Annotated in this window: 18 protein-coding genes and 1 riboswitch; of the genes, 5 read left to right on the top strand and 13 right to left on the bottom strand. The window is 69.5% G+C overall.

What is annotated here, in order from left to right; translation table 11 throughout:
* Positions 1 to 37: 37 nt before the first annotated feature.
* Positions 38 to 910, top strand: a complete 873-nt coding sequence (locus AGRA3207_RS23525; protein WP_231329209.1) for an HhH-GPD family protein — start codon at positions 38 to 40, stop codon at positions 908 to 910.
* Between the two features lie 49 nt (positions 911 to 959).
* On the opposite strand, the gene AGRA3207_RS23520 is transcribed toward AGRA3207_RS23525, so the two are convergent.
* Entirely contained in the window at positions 960 to 2,375 is a 1,416-nt protein-coding gene (locus AGRA3207_RS23520) for a serine hydrolase (RefSeq protein ID WP_231329208.1), read from the bottom strand.
* 92 nt (positions 2,376 to 2,467) lie between these two features.
* A complete protein-coding gene (locus AGRA3207_RS23515; RefSeq protein ID WP_231329207.1) occupies positions 2,468 to 3,751 on the bottom strand; it encodes an NADAR family protein in 1,284 nt (427 codons plus the stop codon).
* On the opposite strand from AGRA3207_RS23515, the gene add reads away from it, so the two are divergent.
* Positions 3,707 to 4,681, top strand: a complete 975-nt coding sequence (gene add / locus AGRA3207_RS23510) for an adenosine deaminase (protein ID WP_231329206.1) — start codon at positions 3,707 to 3,709, stop codon at positions 4,679 to 4,681. The two genes, AGRA3207_RS23515 and add, sit on opposite strands and share 45 nt — an antisense overlap.
* A gap of 581 nt (positions 4,682 to 5,262) precedes the next feature.
* On the opposite strand, the gene AGRA3207_RS23505 is transcribed toward add, so the two are convergent.
* The 6 genes from AGRA3207_RS23505 to AGRA3207_RS23480 all read right to left on the bottom strand — a co-directional run bounded on the left by AGRA3207_RS23505 (position 5,263) and on the right by AGRA3207_RS23480 (position 13,368).
* Positions 5,263 to 5,754 carry a hypothetical protein gene (locus AGRA3207_RS23505; RefSeq protein ID WP_231329205.1) on the bottom strand — a complete coding sequence of 164 codons (492 nt, stop codon included), beginning with the start codon at positions 5,752 to 5,754 and terminating at the stop codon, positions 5,263 to 5,265.
* 841 nt (positions 5,755 to 6,595) lie between these two features.
* Positions 6,596 to 9,109 carry an ATP-dependent Clp protease ATP-binding subunit gene (locus AGRA3207_RS23500; RefSeq protein WP_231329204.1) on the bottom strand — a complete coding sequence of 838 codons (2,514 nt, stop codon included), beginning with the start codon at positions 9,107 to 9,109 and terminating at the stop codon, positions 6,596 to 6,598.
* 359 nt (positions 9,110 to 9,468) lie between these two features.
* On the bottom strand, positions 9,469 to 9,792 hold the full coding sequence (locus AGRA3207_RS23495) for a histone-like nucleoid-structuring protein Lsr2 (protein WP_067466973.1): 324 nt from the start codon (positions 9,790 to 9,792) through the stop codon (positions 9,469 to 9,471).
* 1,493 nt (positions 9,793 to 11,285) lie between these two features.
* On the bottom strand, positions 11,286 to 11,990 hold the full coding sequence (locus AGRA3207_RS23490; RefSeq protein WP_231329203.1) for an RDD family protein: 705 nt from the start codon (positions 11,988 to 11,990) through the stop codon (positions 11,286 to 11,288).
* A gap of 7 nt (positions 11,991 to 11,997) precedes the next feature.
* Positions 11,998 to 12,831, bottom strand: a complete 834-nt coding sequence (locus tag AGRA3207_RS23485; protein WP_231329202.1) for an RDD family protein — start codon at positions 12,829 to 12,831, stop codon at positions 11,998 to 12,000.
* 6 nt (positions 12,832 to 12,837) lie between these two features.
* Entirely contained in the window at positions 12,838 to 13,368 is a 531-nt protein-coding gene (locus AGRA3207_RS23480) for an amino-acid N-acetyltransferase (RefSeq protein WP_231329201.1), read from the bottom strand.
* A 325-nt stretch (positions 13,369 to 13,693) separates the two neighbouring features.
* Positions 13,694 to 13,841, top strand: a riboswitch (cyclic di-AMP (ydaO/yuaA leader).
* Between the two features lie 51 nt (positions 13,842 to 13,892).
* On the opposite strand from AGRA3207_RS23480, the gene AGRA3207_RS23475 reads away from it, so the two are divergent.
* Complete coding sequence (locus AGRA3207_RS23475; protein WP_231329200.1) at positions 13,893 to 14,873, top strand: C40 family peptidase; 981 nt, start codon at positions 13,893 to 13,895, stop codon at positions 14,871 to 14,873.
* A 488-nt stretch (positions 14,874 to 15,361) separates the two neighbouring features.
* Here the strand turns inward: AGRA3207_RS23475 and AGRA3207_RS23470 are convergent, their stop codons facing one another.
* Entirely contained in the window at positions 15,362 to 15,592 is a 231-nt protein-coding gene (locus tag AGRA3207_RS23470; RefSeq protein WP_231329199.1) for a LuxR C-terminal-related transcriptional regulator, read from the bottom strand.
* 455 nt (positions 15,593 to 16,047) lie between these two features.
* On the opposite strand from AGRA3207_RS23470, the gene AGRA3207_RS23465 reads away from it, so the two are divergent.
* Positions 16,048 to 17,178, top strand: coding sequence for a LacI family DNA-binding transcriptional regulator (locus tag AGRA3207_RS23465; RefSeq protein ID WP_338028205.1), 1,131 nt, complete (start codon positions 16,048 to 16,050; stop codon positions 17,176 to 17,178).
* Between the two features lie 85 nt (positions 17,179 to 17,263).
* Positions 17,264 to 18,526, top strand: coding sequence for a cytochrome P450 (locus AGRA3207_RS23460; protein WP_231329198.1), 1,263 nt, complete (start codon positions 17,264 to 17,266; stop codon positions 18,524 to 18,526).
* A gap of 66 nt (positions 18,527 to 18,592) precedes the next feature.
* Here AGRA3207_RS23460 and lysX read toward each other — a convergent pair whose 3' ends face one another.
* The 4 genes from lysX to AGRA3207_RS23445 form a co-directional block, all read right to left on the bottom strand.
* Positions 18,593 to 20,047 (bottom strand): bifunctional lysylphosphatidylglycerol synthetase/lysine--tRNA ligase LysX, encoded by a 1,455-nt coding sequence (lysX, locus tag AGRA3207_RS23455; RefSeq protein WP_231336354.1) that lies wholly within the window; start codon positions 20,045 to 20,047, stop codon positions 18,593 to 18,595.
* A gap of 227 nt (positions 20,048 to 20,274) precedes the next feature.
* On the bottom strand, positions 20,275 to 21,057 hold the full coding sequence (locus AGRA3207_RS23450) for a type III pantothenate kinase (RefSeq protein WP_231329197.1): 783 nt from the start codon (positions 21,055 to 21,057) through the stop codon (positions 20,275 to 20,277).
* Between the two features lie 14 nt (positions 21,058 to 21,071).
* Positions 21,072 to 21,929, bottom strand: coding sequence for a carboxylating nicotinate-nucleotide diphosphorylase (gene nadC / locus AGRA3207_RS40125; protein ID WP_338028204.1), 858 nt, complete (start codon positions 21,927 to 21,929; stop codon positions 21,072 to 21,074).
* Complete coding sequence (locus AGRA3207_RS23445; protein ID WP_338028203.1) at positions 21,926 to 23,599, bottom strand: L-aspartate oxidase; 1,674 nt, start codon at positions 23,597 to 23,599, stop codon at positions 21,926 to 21,928. The genes nadC and AGRA3207_RS23445 overlap by 4 nt, the downstream gene beginning before the upstream one ends.
* Positions 23,600 to 23,621 lie beyond the last annotated feature (22 nt).

Raw genomic sequence — 23,621 nt, 5'->3', positions numbered from 1 at the left:
GGACGCGACCCGCCGCATGTCACAATGGCGGTCCGCCATGAACTCCACTTACACAGACCCGATTCTCGACTGGTACGAGACGAACGCCCGGGACCTCCCGTGGCGCGCCGCCGACGCCACTCCCTGGGGCGTCCTGGTCAGCGAGATCATGCTTCAGCAGACGCCCGTGATCCGTGTCCTGCCGGTCTGGGAAGAGTGGCTGAAACGCTGGCCCACTCCGTCGGCGCTCGCCGCCGAACCATCCGGCGAGGCCGTCCGCGCGTGGGGACGGCTCGGCTACCCGCGCCGCGCGCTGCGGCTGCACCAGAGCGCCCGCGCGATCACCGAGCGGCACGGCGGTGAGGTCCCGTCGTCGCACGAGGATCTCCTGGCACTGCCCGGGATCGGCGCCTACACGGCGGCCGCGGTGGCCAGTTTCGCCTTCCGGCAGCGCCATGCCGTGTTGGACACCAACGTCAGGCGGGTCCTCGCCCGGCTTCTCACCGGCGACGAGTACCCGCCGAAGAGCCAGACGAAGGCCGAGATCCGGCTCGCCGAGTCCCTCCTGCCCCTCGACCCTCCGACCGCCGCGCGCTGGGCCGTCGCCGTCATGGAACTGGGCGCGCTCGTCTGCACCGCCCGCACGCCACGCTGCGTCGACTGCCCCGTCCTCGACAAATGCGCCTGGCATGCCGGCGGGCGGCCCGCCTACGACGGGCCGCCCAGGCGCGGCCAGACCTACGCGGGCACCGACCGCCAATGCCGGGGCCGCCTTCTCTCCGTCCTCCGGGAAGCCGAGGGCCCTGTGGAGAAGCCCGCGTTGGACGTCGTCTGGGCGGACTCCGTCCAACGCGAGCGCGCTTTGGACGCCCTGATAGCCGATGGCCTGGTGGACCCTCTTCAGGACGGCCGCTACGCCCTCCCCCACTGACGACTCAAACGGCGGCCCGCATTACGGCGGTGGCCCGCATTGCGCCGCTTCAGCGGCGGCGTTTTTCGTAGGTGTCCAGGAGACGGCCCAGCTTCCCGAACTTCTCGGTGTAGGTGTAGGGGTAGATGCCGGGCGGAGTAGCGGGACGGGACGCGTCGATGTACTGCGTCCCCAGATTCGAGAACACGACGATGACGTAACTGCGGCCGCCCTTGCCCGGCAGGGCGCGGACGATGCCCGCGTCAGCGGCGGTGTTGTCCACCCAGCCGGTCTTGTGCGCGAACGTGACCTCGGCCTTCTTGGTGCACGGACGGACGTCGCGACCGAACTTGTTGCCATCGACGGTCACCGTCCCGTCGGCGCCGATCCAGCGGGACGGCACGGCGTTCGGGATTCCGGGCGCCGGGTATTTCCCGCCGCACCGGTTCGCGGACGACAACATGTCGTTGAAGCCCTGCTGGGCGAGTTCGGAACGGAAGAACTTGCGGGACGCGGCACTCAGCACCGCGCTCGTCACCGGCTTGCCGGCCGGTGACGTCCACACGCGTCCCGGGGCTCCATTGACGAGGGTCAGCAGTTTGGCCGTGTCGAGCGAACTCATGGTGATGGAGTTGGACCAGCGCCCGCCGTTCACAGGATTGGTGCCCTTGAGCTGGAGGGTCTCCAGTCCGATGTCCTGGAAGGTCTTGTTCAGCGGGTCGATCGCCTGGTTGTCGTGCAGCATCTTTATCAGTGCGCAGGACGCGGCATTGGACGAGTAGGTGATGGACGCGTCCATGTACTGGCGAATGGTCTTGCTGCTGGCACCGCCGCAGAGGGAGCTGATCTGGGCGGGGTTGTAGGCGTAGGTGTCGTCGAGCTTGATTCTGCCCTGGTCGACCAGGCGGAGAACTCCGAAATTGACCATCAGCTTCAGGACGGACGCCGGGTAGTCGAGCATGTGGTCGATGGGCGCGTTCTCCCTGCCCGCGACCACGTCGACAGTGCCCTGCCCCTTGTTCTTGTACCAGCCCGCGTCGTCCCATTGACGCCAGCGGACGCTCTTCGTGGAGAGGTTCCGGTCGACCGGCACCACGACGCCGTTCTTGTAGAGCGGGCTCATCAGGACCGTGCCGGACGAGACGGGCCGCCCCTTCTTGTCCAGTTCGATGATGGTCGCGTCCATCTGCGGCTGCTGCGCGATCGGCTTGGGGTCGGCCTTGGCGAACGTCCGCGCCCGCGGATCGGCTTCCTTGTCCACAGGGTTCCGCATCGCGCGGACCTGTGCGGAGGTCGGCGGTGCCGTGTCGAGGACCTCCTGGAATTTCAGCCCGTTCATCGACTGCCGCAACTGCTGCGCGACCTTGCTCGACGACTTCACGTCCGCGACGCGTGCCGTATCGACCGCCGCCTGCCCGTTCGAACACCCCGCAAGGGCCGCCACCGTCACGATTCCGGCGGTGCCGTGCACCCACGTACGCCTCATTGGATCCCCCTTTTTCGGCGCGAGTTCGTGATCATAGGGGGACCTCGGCCCGGCCCGCTGAGAATCTGCCGCACCGCGCGCTGACCTGCGTCTCAGGGCGTAGCGGGAATCACGATTCCGGAACTTCCCGCGTGAAGTTCGGAACGGACGAGTTCCAGCAGCCGCCCCATCCAGTTCCGGCCCTCCTGCCCGCGCACAGCCCAGAAGTCGGAATCGAGGCCGGTGTATTCGATCGGCGCGTCACCCGTGCCGAGCAGGACCTCGGCCAGTCCGGGATGCTGGGCGAACTTCGCACGAAGGAGGCCCGCCATCACGGCCGTCCGCGCCTGTGACCAGTTCTCCACACGTGGGGCGCCCTCAGCCGACTCCCGGGCCTCATGGGGGCGCTCAGACGCCCGGATCTGCTCCCGCGCCGCCGGGTCGGCCGTGGACAGTGCCCAATAGGCATGCGTGACGGTCGGGTAGACCACGGAACCGACCTCGACCGGCGACGGATACTCGTTCTGGAGCACGGCGACGCCCACGTCTTCTGGCCAGCCCTGAGGGAACACCAGCCCGCCCAGGTGGATCGTCCCCGCGGCAGGTACTTCGGGATCGTCCGCCGGACGCTTGTTCTCGTATTCCACGCGGGCCTGGCCCCGATCGGCGAAATATTGGAACGCCCAGTCGCGCATGGGCTCGGTGACAGTGTCGTCCTGGTCCTGGAACCAACCCCCGATCGGCCGCTCACCGATATCGGTGACCAGCACGACGAGCGGACGATCCTTGGCGTCCATGTCCCCCAGCGCGTAGTGCCGCTTGTGTGACGGGATCGCCAGGTAGGTCTCACGCAGCGCGCGCCGATCGTCCTCCTCACGCGTCTCCAGGTAGCGGTCGAGCACCGCCAGGCACCGGCCCGTGGAGTCCGGACGGCCGTTCAACCGCTCGATGTCGTCCGCCACCTCGGCCAGCAGCATCTCGGCGGTGAGGCCGAACCGCGCCTCGGTGGCCTTCCAGCGGCCCAGTTCGAACGCGCTGATCTCACTGCCCTCGGGCACTTCCGTCACGACCCAGCCGCTCTCCAGCTCGGCGCGCAACCCGTCCAGATCCACCCACTTCCAGCAGTGGATCGCCCCATCCGCGAAGATCAGCAGGTTCGTCAAGTGGTACGAGAAGTTGTGAATGAAGATCGGACGCGCCACGCCCTCGATACGCCGGCCGTCCGCGACGCGGAAGACTCGGTTCATGACGAAGCCGTGATCTCGAAGCCGTACGCGGGGGTGCTCACCGGCCGAATCATCGCACGGAAAAATGTCTCGCCCGCCGTCGCCGACGCCTCGTAGCGTTCGTCCGTGCGTGATCTGCTCACCCTGCCCAAGGTCCACCTGCACGTCCACCTGGAGAGCACCGTCCGGTGGGACACGCTCCGGGACATCGCGGCGGCCAACGGCGTCCGGGTGCCCGACGACACCGCCACGTTCGGCGGCTTCGCCGCGTTCTTCGCGCAGAACGACCTCGTCCGCCAATGCCTGCGCCGCCCCGAGGACTTCCGCCGGATCGCCTACGAGTTCTGCCAAGACGAGGCCCGCCAAGGCACCCGCTACGCCGAGGCTTCCTTCACCGCCGCCGCGCACGGCGAACGCCTCGGCGACCTCGACATGCCGCTGACGGCCGTCCGCGAGGGCCTGGAGGTGGGACGCGAGGCGTTCGGCATCGAGGTCCGCCTCCTCCTCGACCACTCCCGCCGCCGCCCGCTCGACCGCGCCTGGCGCACCCTCGACCTGGCCAGACGCCATGACGACGTCGTGGCGGTCGGCCTTGCGGGCGACGAGTCCTTCCCCGCCGCCCCCTTCGCCGACGTCTTCGCCGCCGCCCGCGACGCGGGGCTCCACATCGTCCACCACGCGGGCGAGGGCGAAGGCGCGGCGAGCATCCGCCAGGCCCTGGACGGCGGCACCGAACGCCTGGGCCACGGCATCCGCGTCCTCGACGACCCGGACCTCGTGGCGGAGGTCCGCGACCGGAGGATCCCCCTGGAGGTCTGCCCGTCCTCCAACGTCGCCCTCGGCTTCGCCCCGTCCCTGGCCGAGCACCCCCTCCCCGTGCTCCGAGACGCGGGCCTCCTCGTCACCCTCAACACCGATATCCCCGCCCTGATCGCCACCCCTCTCGCAACCGAGTACGCCCGCGTCCGCGACACCTTCGCCTACGACGACACCGCCCTCGCCACCCTGGCCCGCAACGCCGTCGACGCCTCCTTCGCCCCCACCCCGACCAAGACCCGCCTCCACAAAGAGATCACCACCTGGCTCAACCCCCCGACCTAAAACCACCCCCACCCCGCCCACCACACCCGTCCAGAACACCCACCGCACCAGGCACCAGGCACCAGGCACCAGGCACCAGGACCAACGCATAAGCCAAGGCCAACGCACGGTCTAGGCCGGGCACGTCCGACGCACGACGTACGGGCCGAGCCCGATGCACAGACCACGGCCAATGACAGACCAAACCCGCCCACAGACCAAGCCCCCCGCAAGCCGAGCCCGCCCCACAAGCCAACCCCGCCCCAAAGGACGTGGACGCTCCTGTGGGGGTGCGGCTGTCCTGGGACGGCTCTAAGAGCTGTCCCGTAATGGTGGAGCGTGGGGACCGGTCGTGCCGCGGTGACGTGCCGCCCAACGCCGGATCGGCTGGTCATCGCCAGGTTGTGCATGAGGGCGATGCCGCGGGTGGCGTGGTGGACGCCGTCGTCCGGTGCCGGTCTGATCCCCGCCCCGGCCTGCAACGATCCGCACCGGGCGGCGGAACTGCCGCACCGGCAGGCCGGTGAAACACCGGCACCCACTTGTCCCGGTCGGCCTGATCACCCGCTCCCATAAAGATCAACGATCTTGATCGCCTGACGTTACGTGGACAGTCTTCGGGGGGTTACATCGAGCATGTGGGTGGCGCGGATCTCGCGGAGGAAGGGGTCTGTGTCGTTCCGCCATTGTGCGGCCGTCCGGACGACCGGGTGGACGGGGAGGCCGAGGCGTGCGGTGGCCTCCTGGGCGGCGTCGAAGGCGGCGTCCGGTTCGATCCGTCCGATGACAAGGACCTCGATGTCGGCGGGCGACGCACCCGGAACGCCCGCGTAGCGCTCGGCCCAGGCTCCGAACAGGTGGACCTCCTGGACGGCGGGGAGCCGCCCGAACTCCTCCGCCACGACGGTTGCGGGGCCGAACGTCAGCATGATCAGCTGCGCGAGCGGTTCGTAGAGCGGGCTGGAGATGTCTCGGGTGACCACACGTCCTGCCAGGGTGCGTCGCAGAGTCAGGACGCCCGCCTGGGCCAGTTGCTCCACCTCGCGCATGACGGATCCAAGGTCGGCGCGGAGCATCACTGCCAGGTCGAGCATTGTCATCTCACGCTGGGGACCTAGCAGGAGGCGGGCCAGCAACTCCCCCTGGAGACGCGATCGCAGGATCGGGAGCCGTGGTGGCTTCTGGGTCCGTATGCGGGACGGGGAGGCCCGCGCGAGGTGCTTCTTTCGCCGCTGGAATTCCGCCGCAGAACCGAGCACATTCGATTGCATGTTCGAATTTTAGGGAGGACCTCCGACATTCGACGACTGTCCAAATCAGGGTTGATCACGATCTGGGCGGTCTGGCTTCGGCTGCTCGTCTGAGCCGCATGACGCTGGGCGGGATGAAGCTGTCGAGCTCCTCCGAGGGCCGCTGCAACTCTTGCCGCGAGAACGAGAAGTGATCGCGCAAAGGCAACCCACGACGTCGTGAGCAGGGGCACTGGTCGAAGCAGGCCGTCAGGGCGACTCTCGCGGCTTCGACGGAACGAGGCAATGAGGAAGTCGAGCGGCGCCGCGCGGGGCGCCCACCGGACTCCTGGTGGCGTGAGGCGGTAGATGTGCCTCTGGCCCGGGTCGTCGGGTTCCGGCCTCGTCGTCGAGTGGTGCACGGGAACGCCGACGCGGATCACGTCACGGAGAGGACCCGTCGCTTGTGGCGCCTCACCTGACGTGCCGTCCCATCCGATCTTGCGCCGGTGCCGTCGGGTGCGGCCGTTACGCTTCGGTGTCTCTGGCTGATTCATGACTCCCCCGGGTCTCGTCGGTGCTGGGATCCATGCTCCGGGGGCGAGGCGGACGAGGGAAGCCGAACGGGATTCTGGGGATAACGAGCCGAAGGGCCCGCACCCCGGAAACGGGCGCGGGCCCTTCGTGGCGCCTCAGAGGAGGCGGGTCAGTCCTTGTTGAAGTTGACCGCGCCCTCGATGGGCGGCGGGCTGTCCGGGACGGTGGACGGCTTGGGCACACCCTTGAAGGTGAACTTGGCGTCCTCGCCCGAGCCCTCGGTGCCCACGATCACGATCTGGCCGGACTTGAGCTCGTTGTACAGGATCTTCTCGGACAGGCTGTCCTCGATCTCCCGCTGGATCGTGCGGCGCAGCGGACGGGCGCCGAGGACGGGGTCGTAGCCCCGCTCGGCGAGCAGGTCCTTGGCCTCCTGCCGCAGCTCGATGCCCATGTCGCGGTCGCGGAGCCGCTCGTCCACCCGGGCGATCATCAGATCGACGATCTGGATGATCTCCTTCGGGGTGAGCTGGTGGAAGACCACCGTGTCGTCGACGCGGTTGAGGAACTCGGGACGGAAGTGCTGCTTGAGCTCCTCGCCGACCTTGGCCTTCATCCGCTCGTACGAGCCCTGCTCGTCGTTCTGACGGGCGAAGCCCATCGAGACGCCCTTGGAGATGTCCTTGGACCCCAGGTTCGTCGTCATGATGATGACGGTGTTCTTGAAGTCCACGACGCGTCCCTGCGCGTCGGTGAGGCGGCCGTCCTCCAGGATCTGCAGCAGCGAGTTGAAGATGTCCTGGTGGGCCTTCTCGATCTCGTCGAACAGGACGACCGAGAACGGCTTGCGGCGGACCTTCTCGGTGAGCTGGCCGCCCTCCTCGTACCCGACGTAGCCGGGCGGGGAGCCGAACAGCCGCGAGACGGTGTGCTTCTCCATGAACTCGGACATGTCGAGCTGGATCAGCGCGTCCTCGTCGCCGAAGAGGAACTCCGCGAGCGTCTTGGACAGCTCCGTCTTACCCACACCGGACGGGCCGGCGAAGATGAACGAGCCGCCGGGACGCTTGGGGTCCTTCAGGCCGGCGCGGGTGCGGCGGATCGACTGGGAGAGCGCCTTGATGGCGTCCTCCTGGCCGATGACGCGCTTGTGGAGCTCGTCCTCCATGCGCAGGAGGCGGGTGCTCTCCTCCTCGGTCAGCTTGAAGACCGGGATGCCGGTGGCGGTGGCGAGGACCTCGGCGATGAGCTCGTCGGTGACCTCGGCGACGACGTCCATGTCGCCGGCCTTCCACTCCTTCTCCCGCTGCGCCTTCTGGCCGAGCAGCTGCTTCTCGGAGTCGCGGAGCGCGGCGGCCTTCTCGAAGTCCTGCGCGTCGATCGCGGACTCCTTCTCGCGCCGGACATCGGCGATCTTCTCGTCGTACTCGCGCAGGTCCGGCGGCGCGGTCATGCGGCGGATCCGCATCCGCGAGCCGGCCTCGTCGATGAGGTCGATCGCCTTGTCGGGCAGGAACCGGTCGCTGATGTAGCGGTCGGCGAGCTGCGCGGCCGCGACCAGCGCGCTGTCGGTGATCGACACGCGGTGGTGCGCCTCGTAGCGGTCCCGCAGGCCCTTGAGGATCTCGATCGTGTGCGACAGCGACGGCTCGGCGACCTGGATCGGCTGGAAGCGGCGCTCCAGCGCGGCGTCCTTCTCCAGGTGCTTGCGGTACTCGTCCAGGGTGGTGGCGCCGATGGTCTGCAGCTCACCGCGGGCCAGCATCGGCTTGAGGATGCTGGCGGCGTCGATCGCGCCCTCGGCGGCGCCCGCGCCGACGAGCGTGTGCAGCTCGTCGATGAACAGGATGATGTCGCCGCGCGTGCGGATCTCCTTCAGCACCTTCTTCAGGCGCTCCTCGAAGTCACCGCGGTACCGGGAGCCCGCGACCAGCGCGCCGAGGTCGAGCGTGTAGAGCTGCTTGTCCTTGAGCGTCTCGGGCACCTCGCCCTTGACGATCTTCTGCGCGAGGCCCTCGACGACGGCGGTCTTGCCGACGCCGGGCTCGCCCACCAGGACGGGGTTGTTCTTGGTACGGCGGGACAGCACCTGCATGACCCGCTCGATCTCCTTGTCACGGCCGATGACGGGATCGAGCTTGCCCTCCCGCGCGGCCTGCGTCAGGTTGCGGCCGAACTGGTCGAGCACGAGGGAGGTGGAGGGGGCCGACTCCGAGGGACCGCCGGAGGCGGCCGGCTCCTTGCCCTGGTAGCCGTGCAGCAACTGGATGACCTGCTGGCGCACCCGGTTGAGGTCGGCGCCCAGCTTCACCAGGACCTGGGCGGCGACACCCTCGCCCTCGCGGATCAGACCCAGCAGGATGTGCTCGGTGCCGATGTAGTTGTGGCCGAGCTGCAGCGCCTCGCGCAGGGACAGCTCAAGGACCTTCTTGGCACGCGGAGTGAACGGGATGTGGCCCGACGGCGCCTGCTGGCCCTGGCCGATGATCTCTTCGACCTGCTGGCGCACCGCCTCGAGACTGATCCCCAGGCTCTCCAGTGCCTTGGCAGCGACACCCTCGCCCTCGTGGATCAGACCAAGGAGGATGTGCTCGGTGCCGATGTAGTTGTGGTTGAGCATCCTGGCCTCTTCCTGAGCCAGGACGACAACCCGCCGCGCGCGGTCGGTGAACCTCTCGAACATCTCGTCGCTCCTCACAGAGCGGTTGGGCAGAGTCCGGAACGTCCGGAACTGTCCTTCCGCATGCTAGCCCGCCCCGAGGAGGCCGCCCGGTGCACTCCCACCAGAAGACGTTCCCCAGCTAAGCGCTGTTCAGTCTCATCCAACTACCGCATCGGTGCGTCATGTTCCCGCTACGCCCCAAGCGAACGGGGGGTTTTCGCAGGTCGATCAAGGCACGTCCGGGGCCTGCCGAATGGAGCGGTGTTCCGCCCGCGCGCCGGGTCTACCTCCCGGCGGACCCCGCAAACCCGCCGGACGCTACGCCACAAGCGAACGGCCCGCCTCGCGAACGGAGACGGGCCGCCGGCGAGACGGGCGGATCAGTTGGCCGCCTCGTACTGTTCGATCACCGTGGCCGGGATCCTGCCGCGCTCATTGACCTTGATGCCATTGTTCTTGGCCCAGGCGCGGATCTCGGCACTGCGCTCGCGGCTGGACGCGCCGCGCTGGCGGCGCCGACGGGTGCCCGTGCCCGCCTTACGCGACTTCTCCACGAACGGGTGCAGGGAATCCCGCAGCTTCTTTGCGTTGGCGCCACTCAAGTCGATCTCGTAGGAGGCGCCGTCGATCGAGAACGCTACGGTCTCGTCCGCCTCGCCACCGTCGAGGTCGTCGACGAGAAGCACCTGGACCTTCTGTGCCATGGGGACAGACCTTTCGGCTGGAGCAAACTTCCATTCGGTTGACAAAGATATACCGAGAAGTCCGCCGATGACAATTCAAGACACGCGATGAAGTCGATGAACCTGGGTTACTCGTTGTAATCATGCTCCACCGAATCCGGCATGACCGTGGCGCGCGCCGGACGCGGGGCGGGCCCCCGCCGGGGAAATTGTCCGGGCGGCCGGGGCCGCAGCCGGGATTTCGGCGTGACCGGGGTCACCACCCACCGGTCCTGACCTGGGCCGCCGATCGCGGATTGCCCCGGGTTTCGGGGCACGGCCGCTTTCCCGCCCGCGCCTCCGGGCGGAAAAGAGCCCGCACGGACCTTAACAGGCAGGGGGCACCGACCCCGCGCCCCAACGATTAACCCTGCCGTAACGGTACTTACCGTACGCTGGCCAGGGAATGCGCGAGGCTCCGACGACCCCGCAGGGAGGGTGGGACCTGCGCCCTCCCCCGGCGATGTCGCTGGATAACGGCGGGACCGCCGCCGACGAAAATCTGTTGCCACCTCCGAGTGACGGGAAGTCACGATGCGCCATCCGTCCGCTACGAGGTGGGAGACGACCCATCGCGAAATCTACGGATAAGCGGCACAATCCCACTCCCGGCCCCGCTTCTTCAACCCCGGGACCGCAACGCCGCAGCGGCAGAGCCGGTCGGTCACCGCGTCCACCGGGGCCGCGGGCGAAAGGCCCGTTCCAAGCGCGACGACGTCCCATCCGCCCTTAGTCCATCGCACTATGAAGCCCGACCGCGCGGACGTGGGAACCGCCTCTCAAAGCGGAGGGCGCATCCGGGACAGGACACATCCACCTCGATTCGAGGCCGTAACCGGAACGAGCACGGGATTCGCCGTGAGGGCCCTGTTTCCCGTCCGGCCCCTGGGCTCCATAACACACCGGCCGACCTCTTGCACGACGCATCGTGAAGGAAGACCGCGCATCACCGCGAAAGCCGCGTCTGGACGGCTCTAACGCTCGCGTGAAGGCACAGGGCGGCAAGCCGGAAGCCGACACGGAAGCCGGTCTGGAAGCCCGTCCGGAAGCCGAGCTGGGAAGCGCTCAGGTGCTGCGGGACAGGACGCACCTGTACCTCCGTGAAGGAGATGTGCCCCTTGGGAAGGAACGGCAGAGCCGCCCATAGACGCGGCAGTCGGTCGTCCTGATGGTGCAGAACAAAACTGCCAGCAGGAGCGCGGCGTCGCGGGCACCGTCGAGAGGGCACCACAACGAGCGCGATAGCGCAGCCTTAGGACACCAGCACCGCCCTAGGAAGAGGACACAGCGACGTCACCTCAAGCACCGAACGCAGATGGCACGAAGCGCCCAGGGGCCTGGGGCGGGCGGCGGAGCCACGCGCAGGGGCGCGCGGGGCGCGCGCGGGGGCGGATGGAGGCACGTGGGCCGGACGGAGACCGCGCAAGCTGCCGAGGGCACACGGAGCCGCGCGGAAGATGCGCCGGGAAGGGGGGTCAGGCAGACGGAAGCTCGTCGGGCAGGCGTTTCCTGACCTCGGTGCCGACAAGCCTGTCGTGGAGGGCCTGGCGGCGTGTGCCCTCATACAGCATCCCGGCGTTCGCCACCCAGAAAAAGCCTGCGAGGAGGCCGAGGATGGGCACGGGACGGGCCGCGACCGGCAGGGCGTACACCGCCGCCCGTGCCGTAGCCCGCAGGATTCCCAGCCGTCCCCGTCGCCGTGGGCCTGTCGCGGGCTCAGTGCCCGTCTGGGAGGGCGCCACGACCACTTCTATACCGGCGAACCGCTTGCCCAGAGTCCGGCCCCAGACGGCCAACTGGACGGCCTCGTATAGCAAGAGGCAACCCGCGACCGCGGGCGGTGCCACCACGTCCACACGCTGTCCGGTCACCAGCTCGCGGATGATGATGATCACGGGCAGGCCGACGATGAGCGTGTCGACGATACGCGCGAGGAGCCGCTGGCCCGGATCGGCAAGGTTCGGATCGACGGCGTTCGGATCGACGAGGTTCGTATCGGCGACGCCGGATCCGGGGTCGTCCGCTTTCGCGTCGTCCGGGTCGGCACTGTCCGGTTCGGCAAGGCCGAGTCCTGGATGACCGGGATCGGCATGGCCGGATCCGGCGAAAGCGAGAGGTTCCTCGCCCGAGACGGGGAGGCCCGCCTCGGACGGCTCGCCGGGGCGCTGCGAGGCCGCCATCGCAGCTCTACTCCGCGTACTCGTTGTACTCGGAGTCGTCCACCCGCTCGTCGATGACGATCGTCCCCGAGAAGCGGTCGTGGAGGGCCTGGTGCAAGGGCTGGTCCCAGATCGCCCACAGGTACGCCATCAGCCCGCCCGCCCAGACGAGCAGCATTCCGTACGCGGCGTAGCTCCACACCATCACGGCGAGGACGAGGAAGAAGAACACACCGATCTGGTACGCGACGTGGGTGACGGCCGCGCGCCACACCGCCTGCGTGGTCGTCACCGCCGCGCCCGCCGGGCGCACCTGGACGACGCCAAGGCCGAGCACGCGCTTGCCTAGCGTCCGTCCCCACATCGACAGCTGGACGGCCTCGTAGATGAACGGCAGCACCGACAGGACGAAGAACAGGGTGAAGATGATGGGCCAGTTCCAGATGCCCCCCTCGTCCTCCGCCTTGCTGCCGGCCTTGCCGAGGCCGAACGCGCCGACCGTGACGGGGAGGACGAGCGCGAAACCGAAGACCGCGACAAGGGCGTTGTCGATGATGCGCGCCCCGGCGCGACGGTGGATGGGCGCCAGCGGCAGATCCGCGGCGTTCCCGGAGTCGCCGTACTCGTCATAGGACGGTTCGTGGCGTTGGTACGACTGCTGCTCGTACGACTGCTGTTGCCATTGGTCCTGTTGCCACTGCTGTTGCTGGGGCTGCTGCTGCCACTGCTGCTGCCGGGCTTGCTGCCGTTGCTCCTGCGGCTGCTGGCGCTGTGGAGGATTTTGGTACGGAGGCGGCGGTCCGTACGAACCCTGTCCCTGTGGCGGCTGGTAGGGCCGTCCGCGGTCGTGGGAATCACTCATCGGGGGTCAGTCCTCCAGGCGAAGCAACATCCGGGTGTTGCCCAACGTATTCGGCTTGACCCGGTCGAGGTCGAGGAACTCTGCCACGCCCTCGTCGTACGAGCGGAGAAGTTCCTCGTACACCTCTGGCGCCACCGGAGTACCGAGGATCGGCTGGAAGCCGTGGCGCGCGAAGAACTCCACTTCGAAGGTAAGGCAGAACACCCTCCGCACGCCCAGTTCCCGAGCCGTTTCCAGAAGCCGCGTGACGATCCGATGCCCGATGCCACGTCCCCCGCATCCCCTGGCCACGGCGACGGAGCGGACCTCGGCCAGGTCCTCCCACATCACATGCAGGGCACCGCAGCCGACGAGCGTCCCCGGCTCCCCGGACGCCCCGCCCTGGATGTCCTCGGCGACCCAGAACTCCTGCACGTCCTCGTACAGCTTGACGGTGGACTTCTTGAGCAGGCGCCGTCCCGACGCGGCGTACAGGTCGACCAGCCTGCGGATCTCCTGCACGTCGGCGGTACGAGCACGCCGGATCACGACTTCCACAAACAGGCGACACTATCGAACGACCGACGTTCACTTGTTGTCGGCCCCGCCCCCACCCGAGGTGACGACCGCGAGTGACTAGCCAAAAACAACTAGTCCTCACGGACAACGGCGACGGATAGTGATCTGAAGCACACCGCCGACGTGCGCGGGGACCGGCAGCCGACGGAGAAACTACGCCACGACCAGGGAATTCGCATGTTCTGGTTGGCATCCAATCGCGCGTCCGTTAGTGTCCTGCGCTGATGTCGGCCTGCCGCATTGCGGAGGCCGGACCGCCGAGTCCCCGGGCCGCAACCAGTGGCCACGAGGAGCCGGGGACCCCACTCCCGGAGCGCCCCGGGAACCGTCCTGGGGCCGGCACCGGAAGGGGTGAATCCGCATCCGCGCGCGGCTGACCGCGCGTGCCCGCGGACGGGCTGCTCCGGCCCGAACCCGTCAGCTAACCCGGTAGGCGGACGAGGAGAGGAGAACCGGTGGAGCCGTCGCGGCCTGCATCCTTTTCACGCTCGGCACGTCCGCGGGTGGGACGCGCAGCACGTCTCCGGGGACGGTCGATCGCCGTCACGGGGGCGCTCGCCGTCGTCTCCGTCGCACCGCACGCTATGGCCCCGCACACGGTCGCGGCCGCGCACGCCGACCCCGAGCCCTCGACGAAGGAGCTCAGGTCCCAGGCGCTGAAGCTCGCCGACCAGCTGGAGCAGATGACCGAGCGGTACAACGGCCTGAAGGTCAAGCTCCAGCAGTCGCAGCGGGCCGCGAAGGTCGCCGCCGACAACGCCAGGCGGCAGGAGGAGTCCCTCAAGGGCATCCGCGAGAAGGTCGGCGCGCTCGCCGCCACCAGCTACATGCAAGGCGGCTCCGACCCGACGATCACGTTCGTCGCCGCGCAGGACCCGCAGGCCGTCCTCGACCAGGCCGCCACGCTCAACTACTTCGCCACGCGCGACAGCTCGAAGGTCCTCGGACTGATGCAGGCCATGCAGGCCGCCCAGCGCGCGCGCAAGGCGGCCGAAGCGCGCGCGAGCCAGGTGTCCCAGCTCCGCGCGGATCTCGACTCCCAGCGCAAGAAGGTCACGCAGACCTACGAGAAGGTCCGCGGCAAGCTCGTCAAGAGGGATCCCACGCAGCTCGCCAAGCTCCCCGTCATCGGCACCGGCAAGGGCGCGCAGGCGCTGCGGTACGCGATGACCAAGATCGGACGTCCTTACGTGTGGGGCGCCGCCGGCCCGACCACGTTCGACTGCTCCGGCCTGACGATGTGGGCCTACAAGCAGGTCGGGATCAACCTGCCGCACTACACCGGCAGCCAGTACAACGCAGGCACGCACGTCCCCGAGAGCCAGCTCCAGCCGGGCGACCTCGTGTTCTTCCACTCCGATCTGCACCACATGGGGATGTACGTGGGCGGCGGCAAGATGATCCACGCCCCGCACACCGGCGACGTCGTGAAGATCGCCCCCATCGCCGGACGCCCCTTCGCCGGCGGAGTCCGGGTCGCCTGACCGCAACCCGGCAACCCGCGATCCGCAACCCGCGAGCTGCGCGGAACACACGAACAGATGTGTGCGTGCATGGGTGCGCGCCCATGCAGAGGCAGCCTGCTGCGAAGACGAGTCCGCCGTACGGAGGAACTCGGGTCGTGCATGAGTGCTCGGTCGTGCATGAGTGCTCGGTCGTGCGGAACTTGCTGCCGTATGGGCGGCGGGCATGGTCCGGGCCCGAACCGCCGCAACGGGTCACGCTCTACAACTACGATCTTGAAACGGTGCTGCTCGGCAGTGCTGACCGAGAACAGCGATGCGCGGAAGTGGTGCAGTGAAACGGTGATGCACGGAACAACGTCCGCGGCGACGCCTCCTGCAGGGACCTACCTGTCAGAGCGCCGGCGCCGCCGCTGCGGGGTCGGACGGAGTTCGCGGGTCTTGGCGGCCTTGGGGGTCCTCCTTGGTGACGCCCGCCGTCCCCTGGCGGGCGCTTTCGTGCACGCGTGCTAGATGAGCTGCCTTCGGGCCGCCCACACCACGGCCTCGATAGGGGTGTTGACCTCCAGCCGGTCGCAGATCGTCCGCAACCGGCGGCGCAAGGTCCTTGCGCTCAGTTCAAGCTTGCGTGCCGCCACATCGGCGGTGACACCACTGGCGATCTGGGCGAGCAGCCGAATCTCCTCTTCGCTCAGCCGCAGATCGTCGGTGCCACGTCGCAGCAGTGTGGCCTGTTCCACTCCGTCCTCCCTCGTCCGTGGTTGATGACCGCGGGGATGCAGCCGTCCGCTGCACAGGCACGGGTTGGGCCTCGATCTGTACGCGTTGGGTTGCCGGGTCCGGAGCCTTCCGGACTTAGATCATCGGGTTCCTTTTCTGTCGAGCGGGCTTGGCCGGAGGTGGCCGATGGGCCGATTGCGGGGTCGAGCGGGGGAACTCCGGGTGACGATTCACTCGTTGGCCATCCGGACGAAGACGCGCTCCCAGGTCCGGGCCAGCCCACGAGGGTGTGGGGAGGCCCCGCCGTTTGGTGTGCGTCTTGCCGGGGACGGATCATGATCGCCAGCCATCCGAACCGTCCCTTCTCGGGTGGACCCACGAAATCTCGCCGCGGACGAAGATCGTGAATCGTTTCAAGCTACGCTTCGGCTCGGAACGCTAGGCGGCCGGATCCGGCCCGTCAAGCGTTGGTTAAATGCTATCTGTGTTCGTTTGGTCGCCTTGCGTGACCGAAGGAGCGGAGGTCGACCGAGGAAAACTCCACTACCTGCGAAAACAGATGTCGGGGCGGACGAGGAGCGAGTTGCCACAGACCAGTATTCGTGAGGTCGCACGACGTGCGGGAGTATCAGTTGGGACCGTTTCGAATGTCCTAAACCGGCCAGATCTCGTGGCCGAAGCTACCCGTGACCGCGTCCGCGCGGCGATCGAGGAGCTCGGATTCGTCCGGAACGAGTCCGCCCGGCGTCTCCGCCGGCGCCCCGAGCGCACCGCGGGCGAGTTCGGCGACGAGCCGCGCCGCGCCTTCGGCGTGGTCGTCGAGGACCTCACCAACCCGTATGCGACCGACGTGGTGCGCGGCGCGGAGCAGGCGCTCAACGCGGCGGGTCACGACGCGCTCTGGCTCTCCAGCGACCACTCCCCGTCCAAGGAGCGCCGGTCGCTGGAACTGCTGGAGGACCAGCGCGCCGCCGGGGTGCTCATCATCCCCGTCGGGCTGGACTCCGGCGACATCGCCCGGCTCCGCGCCGCCGGGCTCAGCGTCGTGCTCATCGACCGGGGCGGTCAGGACGCGTGCTCGGCGCAGGTCGACCATGTCGCCGGAGGGGAGATCGCCGCCGCGCACCTGCTCGGCCTCGGCCGCGAGCAGGTGGCGTTCGTGACCGGCGCGCCCGAGCCGCGGTCCTGCGTCGAGCGCCGCGACGGCGCCGCGCGCACACTCGTCGAGGCGGGTTTCGGAAAGCCGAACACCCTCGTTCAGGACGCGCTGAGCCCGGCCGAGGGACAGCTCGCGGCGCAGCGGATCATGGCGATGTCCCCGCTGCCGGACGGTGTCTTCTGCGCGAACGACCTGCTGGCCATCGGGGTGATCAACGAGCTGACGCGGCTCGGCGTGCGGGTCCCGCAGGACATCGCCGTCATCGGCTACGACGACATCGAGCTGGCCGCGAGCGCCGCCGTGCCCCTCACGACCGTCCGGCAGCCGCGACGTGAGCTGGGCGAGGAGGCCGCCGAGCTCGCCATGGCCGAGATCCGGGAGGGCAAGTCGCACCAGCACCGCCAGGTGGTCCTCACCCCGGAGCTGGTGATCCGCGAGTCCGCCTGACCGCCTGACCGGAACCCCCCTCCTAGAGGGACCGGATGGCGGAGCGGCGGTTGACAGGGTGTCCGGGACCATGGTCACTAGGGCCATGGAGGAAGCGACGGAACCGGCGGTCGAGGCGGCGGCGGTACTCGGGTTCGACCCGTCCGATCCGGCCTTCCGGGCCGACCCCTATCCGCGCTACCGGGCACTGGCGGCCGGCGGCCGCCTCCAGCGGACCTCGGTGGGCCTGTGGGTGACCGCCTCCTACGAGCTGTGCGAGCGGGTCCTGCGCGGGGCGGACTTCGGGCACCGGCCGGAGAACGGCGGCCTGTGGCGCGAGATCCCCCCGCGTCAACGCTCGTTCCTGCTCATGGACCCGCCCGGCCACACGCGGCTGCGCGGGCTCGTGAGCAAGGCGTTCACCCCCCGGCTCGTCGAGCGGCTGCGCCCGCGGATCGAGGCGCTGGTCGACGGGCTGCTGGACGCCGCGTCGGACCCGTCCGCCGAGAGCCGCGCGACCGGCGCGGGAAGGGCGCCGGGGACGGTCGACCTGATCGCGGCGCTCGCGTACCCGCTGCCGATCATCGTGATCAGCGAGATGCTCGGCGTCCCGGCGTCCGACCGCGGGCTGATCAAGGGCTGGTCCGACAGCCTCGCCCGCGGTCTGGATCCCGACTTCCTGCTGCCCGGCGAGGAGATCGCGCGGCGCGACCGGGCCCGCGAGGAGTTCGGCGAGTACGTGCGGGCGCTGGCGGCGGAGCGGCGCGCCGAGCCGCGGGACGATCTGCTCGGCGCGCTCGTCGGCGTCTCGGAGGGCGGCGACGTCCTGTCGGAGGACGAGCTGGTCGCGACGTGCGTGCTGCTGCTCGTCGCGGGGCACGAGACGACCGTCAACCTGATCGGGAACGGCGCTCTGGCGCTCCTGCGCGACCCGGAGTGCCTCGCCGCGTTCCGGGCCCGCCCCGAGGCCGTCCCGGCGGCCGTGGAGGAGCTGCTGCGCTACGACCCGCCCGTGCAGCTCACGCTCCGCGCCGCCCTGCGGGACACCGAGCTGGACGGCACGCCGATCGAGCGCGGGCGGCTGATCCTGCTGCTGACGGGCGCCGCCAACCGCGACCCGGCGGCGTTCGAGGATCCCGACCGTCTCGACCTGCTCCGCTACGCGGGCGGACGCGACACGCCACGGCATCTCTCGTTCGGCCACGGCATCCACTACTGCCTGGGGGCGCCCTTGGCCCGCCTGGAGGGCCAGATCGCGCTCAGGAAGCTTTTCGAGCGCGACGTGGCCCTCACCGGCGAGCCGCTCGACTACCGCGAGAACCTCGTCCTGAGGGGCCTGCGGTCCCTTCCGGTCACGTTCCGGTCCTGAGGGACGCCCCCGGCCCACCGGGCGGTAGGCGCTCGCCGCGCTCGCCGCGCTCGGCAGGTACGCGCGTCACTCCGGCTTCACCAGCGGGAACAGGATCGTCTCGCGGATGCCCTTGCCGGTGAACGCCATGATCATCCGGTCGATGCCGGCGCCGACGCCGCCGGTGGGCGGCATGGCGTACTCCAGCGCGCGCAGGAAGTCCTCGTCCAGCTGCATGGCCTCGGCGTCGCCGCCCGCCGCGAGCAGCGACTGCTCGGTGAGCCGGCGGCGCTGCTCGATCGGGTCGACCAACTCGGAGTAGGCGGTGCCGAGTTCCGTTCCGAAGCCGATGAGGTCCCACTTCTCGGTGAGCAGCGGCTCCTCGCGGTGCTGGCGGGTCAGCGGCGACGTCTCGACGGGGTAGTCCATGACGAACGTCGGCTGGACGAGCGTGTGCTCGACCAGCTCCTCGAACAGCTCCTGGACGAGCTTGCCCTGCCCCCACTTGGGGTCCCAGGAGACGTCGCGGGCGTCGGCCAGCTTGCGGACGGCCTCGATCGGCGTGTGCGGCGTGACCTCCTCGCCGAGCGCGTCCGAGACCAGGGTGAACAGGGGGACGCGCGGCCAGTCGGGAAGGCCGAGGTCGACCTCGACGTCGCCGTGGACGACCACGGTGGTGTCCAGCGCGGCGACGACCGCCTTCTGGTACATCCGCTGCGTCAGGTCGGCCATGTCGTTGTAGTCGAGGTAGGTGCCGTACGCCTCCAGCATCGTGAACTCCGGGTTGTGCGTGGAGTCCGCGCCCTCGTTCCGGAAGTTCCGGTTGATCTCGAAGACCTTGTCGATGCCGCCGACGACGAGCCGCTTGAGGTACAGCTCGATCGCGATGCGCAGGTAGAGGTCCATGCCGTAGGCGTTGATGTGGGTCTGGAACGGACGTGCCGCCGCGCCGCCGTGGATCGGCTGCAGCATCGGCGTCTCGACCTCCAGGTACCCCTCCTCGTGCCAGAAGTCCCGCACCGCGCGCACGGTGGCGCTGCGGATCCGGGCCATCCTGCGCGCCTCGTCGTTGACGATGAGGTCGACGTACCGCTGCCGCACCCGCGCCTCGGGGTCGGTGAGCCCGGCGTGCTTGTCGGGCAGCGGCCGCAGGCACTTGGAGGTGATCGCGAAGCGGTGCGCCATGACGGACAGCTCGCCGCGCCGGGACGTGATGACCTCGCCTTCGACGCCGACGTGGTCGCCGAGGTCCACCTCGCGCTTCCAGAGGTCGAGCTGCTCCTGGCCGACGTTGGCGAGCGACAGCATGATCTGGATCTCGCCGCCGCCGTCCCGGATGGTGGCGAAGCACAGCTTGCCGGTGTTGCGGATGAGCATGACGCGACCGGTGACGCCGACCCTGTCGCCCGTCTCGGTGCCCGGCTCCAGGTCCGGGTGTTTCGCGCGGACCTCGGCGATGGTCGCCGTGCGCGGGAAGTTCACCGGGTACGGGTCGATGCCGTTCTCGCGGAGGCGGTCGAGCTTCTCCCTGCGGACGCGCATCTGCTCGGGCAGCTCGTCCCGTCCGGGACCGGAGGGGGAGCCCTCCGCGGAGGCGGTCTCGTTGGTCTCGTCACTCACGGCTCAAGGCTATCCAGCCCGCCCGATGCCCCGCGAACGACTTGACGGGCCCGCGCGGGGGCGGCGGACGGTTCCGTGGCAGGGGGCAGGGCGGCCTGGGCCGGGCGGGCGGATGGTTCTGCGACAGGGGCTCCGCCCGGCCGGGCGGTTCAGGGGGTGTTGCGCTGGTAGATGAGGCGGAGGCCGACGAGGGTGAGCCACGGCTCGAACACGTCGATGCTGCGGGACTCCTCCAGGACGAGCGGCGCGAGGCCGCCGGTCGCGATGATCGTGACCTCCTCCGACGCGTCCGCCAGCTCCTCCGACATCCGCTCGACGATCCCGTCGACCTGCCCGGCGAAGCCGAAGATGATCCCCGACTGCAGCGCCTCGACGGTGTTCTTGGCGACCACGCTACGCGGCCTGACCAGCTCGATCTTGTGGAGCTGGGCACCGCGCGAGGACAGCGCGTCGATCGAGATCTCGATGCCGGGCGCGATCGCGCCGCCCACGTACTCGCCCTTGGCGGAGACGGCGTCGAACGTGGTGGCGGTGCCGAAGTCGACCACGATCGCGGGACCGCCGTGCAGGTGGACGGCGGCCAGCGCGTTCACGATCCGGTCGGCCCCGACCTCCTTGGGGTTGTCCATCCGCACGGGCACCCCGGTCTTGACGCCCGGCTCCACGATCACGGCGGACACGTCGCCGTAGTAGCGGCGGCACATCTCACGCATCTCGTGCAGGACGGACGGAACGGTGGAGCACAGTGCGATGCCGCTGATGTCGGTCTCGGCCAGCAGCGGGCTCTGCTGGACCAGGCCCTGGAGGACCACCGCGATCTCGTCGGCGGTGCGCCGGGGATCGGTGTTGATCCTCCAGTGCTCGATCACCTCTTCGCCCTCGAACAGGCCGAGGACGGTATGGGTGTTGCCGACGTCGATGGTGAGCAGCATCAGGTCCCCGCTGATCAGGAGAAGTCAAGGCCGATGTCGAGCACGCGCGCCGAGTGCGTCAGCGCGCCGACCGCAACGTAGTCCACGCCGGTCACGGCAACGTCTCGGGCCCTGTCCAGGGTAAGCCCACCGCTGGCCTCGACTTCCGCCCGGCCTGCCACAAGACGGACCGCTTCTGACATCTCGGTGTCAGTCATGTTGTCGAGCAGGATCGAGCGGGCGCCGGCGGCGAGGGCCTCGTCGACCTGGGCGAGCGTGTCGCATTCGACCTGGACGTGCAGGGACGGGTAGACGGCGCGGATGGCGTCGTACGCCTTGGTGACGCTGCCCGCGGCGGCGATGTGGTTGTCCTTGACGAGCGCGGAGTCGTGCAGGCCCATCCGGTGGTTGACCCCGCCCCCGCAGTGGACGGCGTACTTCTGCAGAGCGCGCAACCCCGGAAGGGTCTTGCGAGTGTCACGGACCCTGGCTTTCGTCCCCTCCATCGCGTCCGCCCAGAGGCGCGTGGCGGTCGCGATACCCGAAAGGTGGGTCAGCAGGTTCAGGGCCGTCCGCTCGGCCCGCAGGACGGCTCTGGTGTGTCCGCTGACCGAGATGAGGACCTGGCCGGGGACGACGCGCTCCCCGTCGGCGACCTTCGCCTCGTAGGCGACGCCCAGCACCTCGAACACGGCCGAGGCGACCGGGACGCCCGCGACGATCCCGGTCTCGCGCGCGGTGAAGTCGCCGGTCGAGGTGTCCCGGGGCGTGAAGATCGGCTCGCTGGTGACGTCCACCTCGCCGTCCTCGGCCAGCGCCGCCCGGACGAGGTCGTCCACAGCCTGTGGATCGAGGCCCGCGCTCCTGAGCGCCTCCTCCAGTTCCTCGGTCATGCCCGGTCTCCTTCCGCCCGGCCCGCCCGCCGGGGCTCGTAGGTCGTGGTGAGGGCGTCGCCGTCCAGGCGCGTGACGAGGTGGCCGCGCCAGGACGTGTCGGCGCGCTCGGGGAAGTCCTCGCGCCAGTGGCTTCCCCGGGTCTCCTCCCGGCGCCGCGCGGCCGCCACGATCGCGGACGCGACCGTGTGCAGGTTGGTGACCTCCCATGCCTCGACGCCCGGCTGTACGTCCCCGGAGAGGGCTGGCATATTCGCCAGTTCACGCGCTGCCATGGCGAGCCCCTCCGCGCCCCGTAGCACTCCCACGTAGGACGTCATGACCTGCTGAATGTCCCCACGCGCGCTCGGTGCAAGCAGGCCGTCCGCGCGCGCGCCGCCAACAGATGGGCCAGCTGAGGAAGGCTCGGCCGCTGGGGGGAGCGCGGCCAGGTCGTCCGAGAGGGCGAGGGCTATGCGCCCGGCGAACACAAGCCCTTCCAAGAGGGAGTTGGAGGCGAGCCTGTTGGCGCCGTGAACGCCTGTACAGGCGACTTCCCCGCACGCGTACAGTCTCGGCACGGATGTCCGCCCGTAAAGGTCTGTACGGACGCCTCCGCTCGCGTAATGGGCCGCCGGGACGACGGGCACCGGCTCGGTCACCGGGTCGATCCCGTGATGCCTGCACGCGGCGAGGATGGTCGGGAACCGGTTCTCCCACATCGCGGCGCCCAGGTGCCGTCCGTCCAGGAGCATGTGGGACGCGCCGGTCTCGCGCATCCGGTTCATGATCCCCTTGGCGACGACGTCGCGCGGCGCGAGCTCGGCGAGCTCGTGGCGGCCGGCCATGAAGCGCACGCCCGCGTGGTCGACGAGGTGCGCGCCCTCGCCGCGCACCGCCTCGGAGATCAGCGGCTGCTGCCCCGTCGCGCCCTCGCCGAGCCACAGCACCGTCGGGTGGAACTGGACGAACTCCAGGTCGGTGACGGCGGCGCCGGCGCGCAGCGCGAGCGCGACGCCGTCGCCCGTCGAGACCTCGGGGTTGGTCGTGGCCGAGAAGACCTGGCCGAGCCCGCCGGTGGCGAGCACGACGGCGCGGGCCCGGACGGCGCCGACGCCGCCCGGCTGCCCCTCGCCCATGACGTGCAGGGTGATCCCGGTGGCGCGGCCCGCGGCGTCCTTGAGCAGGTCCAGGACCAGGGCGTGCTCGATGACCTCGACCCCGGAGTCCTTGAGCGCGGCGAGCAGGGCCCGGCTGATCTCCGCGCCGGTCGCGTCGCCGCCCGCGTGCGCGATGCGGCGCCGGTGGTGGCCGCCCTCGCGGGTGAGCGCGATGCCGCCGCCGCTGGAGCGGTCGAACGCGGTGCCGAGGTCGATGAGCCCCCGGACGGCGTCCGGCCCTTCAGTGACGAGGGCGCGGACGGCGTCCTCGTCACAGAGGCCCACCCCGGCGGTGAGGGTGTCGGCCAGATGCTCCCCGGGGGTGTCGTCGGGAGCGAGCGCGGCGGCGATCCCGCCCTGCGCCCAGCGGGTCGACCCGGCGTCCAGCAGCGCCTTGGTGACCAGCAGCACCCGCCCGTGCGGCCGGCAGCGCAGCGCCGTGACCAGGCCCGCGATGCCGGAGCCGACCACGACGACGTCGGTCTCGGCCGTCCATCCGGGGGCGGGGGCGGTGAGAACGGAAGGGATCATGAGCCCTCCTCGGGGTTTCGGT

Origin of the sequence: Actinomadura graeca (assembly GCF_019175365.1) — a bacterium.
GTDB lineage: Bacteria > Actinomycetota > Actinomycetes > Streptosporangiales > Streptosporangiaceae > Spirillospora > Spirillospora graeca.
This window is presented reverse-complemented; position numbering and strand designations above follow the sequence as displayed.

Bases quoted from the DNA above. Each gene is read 5' to 3' on its own strand.
- AGRA3207_RS23525 (WP_231329209.1), top strand. From the start codon at position 38: ATGAACTCCACTTACACAGACCCGATTCTCGACTGGTACGAGACGAAC.
- AGRA3207_RS23520 (WP_231329208.1), bottom strand. From the start codon at position 2,375: ATGAGGCGTACGTGGGTGCACGGCACCGCCGGAATCGTGACGGTGGCG.
- AGRA3207_RS23505 (WP_231329205.1), bottom strand. From the start codon at position 5,754: ATGCTCGACCTGGCAGTGATGCTCCGCGCCGACCTTGGATCCGTCATG.
- AGRA3207_RS23500 (WP_231329204.1), bottom strand. From the start codon at position 9,109: ATGTTCGAGAGGTTCACCGACCGCGCGCGGCGGGTTGTCGTCCTGGCT.
- AGRA3207_RS23495 (WP_067466973.1), bottom strand. From the start codon at position 9,792: ATGGCACAGAAGGTCCAGGTGCTTCTCGTCGACGACCTCGACGGTGGC.
- AGRA3207_RS23490 (WP_231329203.1), bottom strand. From the start codon at position 11,990: ATGGCGGCCTCGCAGCGCCCCGGCGAGCCGTCCGAGGCGGGCCTCCCC.
- AGRA3207_RS23485 (WP_231329202.1), bottom strand. From the start codon at position 12,831: ATGAGTGATTCCCACGACCGCGGACGGCCCTACCAGCCGCCACAGGGA.
- AGRA3207_RS23465 (WP_338028205.1), top strand. From the start codon at position 16,048: ATGCTATCTGTGTTCGTTTGGTCGCCTTGCGTGACCGAAGGAGCGGAG.
- AGRA3207_RS23460 (WP_231329198.1), top strand. From the start codon at position 17,264: ATGGAGGAAGCGACGGAACCGGCGGTCGAGGCGGCGGCGGTACTCGGG.
- lysX (WP_231336354.1), bottom strand. From the start codon at position 20,047: ATGCGCGTCCGCAGGGAGAAGCTCGACCGCCTCCGCGAGAACGGCATC.
- AGRA3207_RS23450 (WP_231329197.1), bottom strand. From the start codon at position 21,057: ATGCTGCTCACCATCGACGTCGGCAACACCCATACCGTCCTCGGCCTG.
- nadC (WP_338028204.1), bottom strand. From the start codon at position 21,929: ATGACCGAGGAACTGGAGGAGGCGCTCAGGAGCGCGGGCCTCGATCCA.
- AGRA3207_RS23445 (WP_338028203.1), bottom strand. From the start codon at position 23,599: ATGATCCCTTCCGTTCTCACCGCCCCCGCCCCCGGATGGACGGCCGAG.